Genomic DNA, 3,963 nt, shown 5'->3' with positions numbered 1-3,963 from the left:
GCTGAGGGGCGGGCCGCGACACGAGCCAGGCCAGCCACAGCCCCAGCGCGTAGAGCGGAAGCCCCATAATCAGTCTCGTAGTCCCGAGCGCCACAAAGTTTTCGGCGAAGTACAGGGGCATCTGTACTGACAGCCGTAGGCCAAGGACAGTGATGATGATCCAGGTGGCGATGGTGTAGGCGCGCACCCGTGCGGGGTCCTTCCGCCAATCAATGCCCTCGCCACGGATAAAGCCGAACAGCAGGCCGGCAATTGGCCAGCGGACTGCAACAGAAATCACCATGGCGATGATGTAGGCGCCGTTGGTGAAGAAGCCGGGAACGAAGAAGTCCTCAGCGTTACCGGTACGGCCGGCGACGAAGGCGCAGATCGCGACACCGATCAGCCCTGAGAGGGCCTGCGTGAGGGGGCTCCTCGACACCAGCCGGACGATCGAGAAGATCGCCGCCACAGCCAGGGCAGCGATCAGCGAGCTCTGCAGATCCTGGTTGATGGTGAAGAGGACGGTAAAGATCAGGCCCGGCAGGATGCTTTCCGCCAGCCCCCGGATCCCACCAATTGATTTGAGCACGTCAATTTGCCCGTCGTCGGTGCGGTGCATCCCTGATCTGGCAGCATACTGCCCTGCCAGCTCAGCTGCAGTGGGAGCCTGGCGTTGCGCGGGGTCGTCCTCGGACGGGGTGCTGGGTGATTCAGGGGTGCTCACTGCTGTGCCTCCGGACGTCCGACAATTTCGTAACGCGGGTTGTAGATGGTGGGCATCCCGTCAACCGGGCTGACCATTCCTTCGAACGCTAGCTGGACTCCGGCTTCGATTCCGGGAACCCGGCGCTGTCCAATCCAGACCAGTCGGACCTGGGCGCTGTGACGGCGTGCCTGGCTGTCCCGGCGATCGGTCCCGGCGATGGGCGGCGGGTCATCGTCGGAGACCACAGCGGCAAACTGCGGCGCTGAGCTCTGCGGGAGGATGGTGATCCGGGAGATGAAACCCCGCGCCCTGGCACGGCCGCGGATCGGAAGCCCGCCGACGGTCAGCCCCCGGCTGATCGTCCCGGATCCATCCGGCCCAGGACGATCAGCCAATGTGAGTGATCTCGGGTCCGCGCTTCAGCGGATCAGTGAGATCAGGGGCCTGCTGAGCAGGTTCGGTCGGTGCGGTACCCGTTTCCTTGGGTAGCCGCAGCTGCAACAATTCGCGTGGCGGCAGTGGATGATCGCCCCTGACCACCACCACATTGCGGAAGAGCTCCTCGATCGGGGCTGCTGCCTCACGATTGATTGCCGCCGGCCCGCCCAGCACGCCGCGCAGGAACCACCGCGGCCCGTCCACGCCAACGAACCGGGCAACACGGTACCCGGGCTGGTCATCAGGGGTTTTAGCTGGCAGCTTCGCAACAAGCTCGGTCCCGAACAGCCCCACCCTCTCTTGGACGGTTCCGCCCTGGGAACCGACCGAAACACCGATCTGGGAACGGATCTCGTCCCAGAGGCCATCGGTGCGGGGTGCTGCAAACACCTGCAACTGCAGGTTCGACCCGTTCAGATCGAGGGTGACAGCGATAACCCGCTTGGTCTTCTCCTCCACCTCAAGGCGGAGCTGTAGACCCTCAGCCGCGCCGATACGCAGTGCGCCGAGGTCGATGTAACCGGCGTCGGAATCCTTCTCCGAGACGTCGTACGGGCCATTGCTGCGGGAGACGACGACGCCGGCCGCTGGCTCGGTCGCGCCTGCTTCCGCGGGCTCGACGGCGTCGACGGCAGGCGCAGCGGATTCCGGCGCCTCCGGGGTCCCAGATTCCGGCGCCTCTGAGGCCTCAGCTGTCTCAGTGCTGCCGGAAGCAACGCCTGGGTCGGTTGCCTCAACAGGCGCGTCAGCCGATGCTGGCTCCTCGGCCGGGAGGTTTTGCTGCTTCTTCTTCAGGCGCCCAAAAACCATGATTGGGTTCCTTTCCTTAGGTGTGTGGGACCCTCTGTGAGGGGGTCCCTGATCTGGATATCCTCTAGGTTATGCGTGGGTCGGATGCGCCGCAGCCTCGATGCTGTAGCCGCCGGTGGAACCGAATCCCGCGCTGCCACGGACTGATTCAGGGAGTTCCTCCACCACCGTAAAGTCAGCGTGTTCAACTCGTTGAATCAGCAGCTGGGCAATCCTGTCCCCCCGCTTGAAGGTCAGGGAAGCCGTTTTGTCTGTGTTGAGCAACGTGACTGCAATTTCACCGCGGTAGCCCGCGTCGATCGTGCCCGGCGCATTCACCACTGTCACTCCATGCTTCGTTGCCAGACCGGACCGTGGATGGATCAGCCCGACGTAGCCATCCGGCAGGGCGATGGCTACACCGGTGGGCACCAGCGCCCGCTCGCCCGGGGCCAACCGGAAGTCGATCCGGCTGCGCAGATCTGCCCCAGCGTCACCCGGCTGCGCGTACTCTGGTGGGGACACTGCGTCATCGAGCAGTTTGATTTGCACGGGAAGTCTCCGCTGTGGGTCCAGCACGTTCATACTCCAGCTGCCTCGAGGGTGATTGGGGTTAGGGCTTCACTCTAGCGCGAAAACCTGTTCGACCGCCGGGTGCAGGACTCCAGCGCCCTGGGATGAACTACCCCGAAAAATCTGGGATGGTTGGAGTATGTCAACACCCACGTCAGGATCATCGGTCAGCGCCGCCATCTACGAGGAGCGGCTGTGGCCTGCGCCGTGGATCTGGCTGGTGGCGGCAGGTGCGGCCGGGGCGTCAGTAGTCACCTTCGCCCCGATCAATCTGACCACGGGGATCATTGCGGCAGTTGTTGTCGCTGTGGTCCTTGGCACACTACTCATTCTCTCGACGCCGCGCATCATCGTTTCCGCTACTCACCTGACGGTGGGGCGGGCCACCATCGAACGCCGGTACCTGGGAACTGCGTCTGCCTACCGGGGCGAGGACGCCACGGCTCAGCGAGGGCCTGCGCTCAACGCAACTGCCTACCTCTGCATCCGGGGCTGGATCTCTCCGGTGGTGCGGGTAGAGATCACCGATCCGGCGGACTCCACTCCCTACTGGCTGACGTCGACCAGACGTCCTGATGCGCTGATTGCAGCGCTGGCACGCTGAGACAGCGCGAGGTTAGCCTTCGCAGTCGCTGCAATACGCCAGTTCGCCAAGGTGTTTGGCAATCTGGGATCGGTGCCGGACCAGGAAGCACGATGCGCAGGTGAATTCGTCGGCCTGCGCCGGCAGGATACGCACCTGGATCTCCTCACCGGAGAGGTCAGCGCCCGGTAGTTCAAATGAGTTGGCTGCTTCGATCTCGTCCTCATCCACCACTGGTGACTGATGGTCAGCACTGTGAACCTTCAGCTCGTCAATCGAGTCCTCGCCGATATCGTCCTGGGCGGATCGTGGCGTGTCGTAATCAGTCGCCATATCTAGTGCTCCGTGTTAATGGTTTGTTTGCGTTTCATCTTGCCCAGGAGGTACTCCGCTGACTTGGTCCAGGTGAATGGTTTGGCGTCTTGGTTGTAGTTCTCGATGTAGCGGTCCATGGTTTCTTCCAGCTCTTTCACCGAGCTGAATTCCCCGCGTTTGAGGCACTGGCGGGTGATGATCCCGAAGAAGATCTCCACCATATTCAGCCAGGAACAGCTGGTCGGAGTGAAGTGCATGGTCACCCGGGGGTTTCCAGCCAGCCAGTCCAACACGTTCTGGTGCTTATGAGTTGCATAGTTGTCGCAGATGACATGCAGCTCGACCCCGGGGTGGGCGTCCGCGACCCGGCCCAGAAAATCGACAAACTCGATGTTGGTGTGCTTTTGGTAGAAGGCGTTTGCGCTGAGTTTGCCGGTGAGGACCTCTAGGGCCGCGAACAAGGTGGTGGTGCCGTTGCGTTGGTAGTCGTGCGTCTGCTGCAGTGGGTGCGTCGGGGACAACGGTTGGTTCGGGCCGGTGCGGGACAGGGCCTGGATCTGGGTCTTCTCATCAATGC

7 protein-coding genes are annotated in these 3,963 nt (G+C 62.8%); 1 reads left to right on the top strand and 6 read right to left on the bottom strand.

All coding sequences use genetic code 11. From position 1 onward, the window contains the following. The 4 genes from Y703_RS18325 to dut all read right to left on the bottom strand — a co-directional run. On the bottom strand, positions 1-706 hold a 706-nt coding region (locus Y703_RS18325), incomplete at its 3' end, for a DUF3159 domain-containing protein (RefSeq protein ID WP_081743418.1). Next, a complete protein-coding gene (locus tag Y703_RS0106305) occupies positions 703-1,083 on the bottom strand; it encodes a hypothetical protein (RefSeq protein WP_026552031.1) in 381 nt (126 codons plus the stop codon). The genes Y703_RS0106305 and Y703_RS18325, both read right to left, overlap by 4 nt. After that, on the bottom strand, positions 1,076-1,936 hold the full coding sequence (locus Y703_RS18320; protein ID WP_081743417.1) for a DUF3710 domain-containing protein: 861 nt from the start codon (positions 1,934-1,936) through the stop codon (positions 1,076-1,078). The genes Y703_RS0106305 and Y703_RS18320 overlap by 8 nt, the downstream gene beginning before the upstream one ends. A gap of 69 nt (positions 1,937-2,005) precedes the next feature. Further along, positions 2,006-2,500, bottom strand: a complete 495-nt coding sequence (gene dut, locus Y703_RS0106295) for a dUTP diphosphatase (protein WP_026552030.1) — start codon at positions 2,498-2,500, stop codon at positions 2,006-2,008. Positions 2,501-2,627: 127 nt separating this feature from the next. On the opposite strand from dut, the gene Y703_RS0106290 reads away from it, so the two are divergent. After that, positions 2,628-3,092 (top strand): DUF3093 domain-containing protein, encoded by a 465-nt coding sequence (locus Y703_RS0106290; RefSeq protein ID WP_026552029.1) that lies wholly within the window; start codon positions 2,628-2,630, stop codon positions 3,090-3,092. Between the two features lie 12 nt (positions 3,093-3,104). Here the strand turns inward: Y703_RS0106290 and Y703_RS0106285 are convergent, their stop codons facing one another. Both Y703_RS0106285 and Y703_RS18315 read right to left on the bottom strand, forming a co-directional pair. Next, positions 3,105-3,404, bottom strand: coding sequence for a DUF4193 domain-containing protein (locus Y703_RS0106285; RefSeq protein ID WP_026552028.1), 300 nt, complete (start codon positions 3,402-3,404; stop codon positions 3,105-3,107). Between the two features lie 2 nt (positions 3,405-3,406). Then, the coding region (locus Y703_RS18315; RefSeq protein WP_035764070.1) for an IS630 family transposase at positions 3,407-3,963 on the bottom strand (557 nt) is incomplete at its 5' end.

This window comes from Arthrobacter sp. H20, from assembly GCF_000520515.1.
Taxonomy (GTDB): Bacteria; Actinomycetota; Actinomycetes; order Actinomycetales; family Micrococcaceae; genus Arthrobacter_D.
Note: the sequence above shows the minus strand (reverse complement) of the source record. Positions and strands in the feature narration are given on the sequence as shown.

Coding starts and splice junctions, on each gene's coding strand:
- Y703_RS18320 (WP_081743417.1), bottom strand. CDS start 1,936: ATGGTTTTTGGGCGCCTGAAGAAGAAGCAGCAAAACCTCCCGGCCGAG.
- dut (WP_026552030.1), bottom strand. CDS start 2,500: ATGAACGTGCTGGACCCACAGCGGAGACTTCCCGTGCAAATCAAACTG.
- Y703_RS0106290 (WP_026552029.1), top strand. CDS start 2,628: ATGTCAACACCCACGTCAGGATCATCGGTCAGCGCCGCCATCTACGAG.
- Y703_RS0106285 (WP_026552028.1), bottom strand. CDS start 3,404: ATGGCGACTGATTACGACACGCCACGATCCGCCCAGGACGATATCGGC.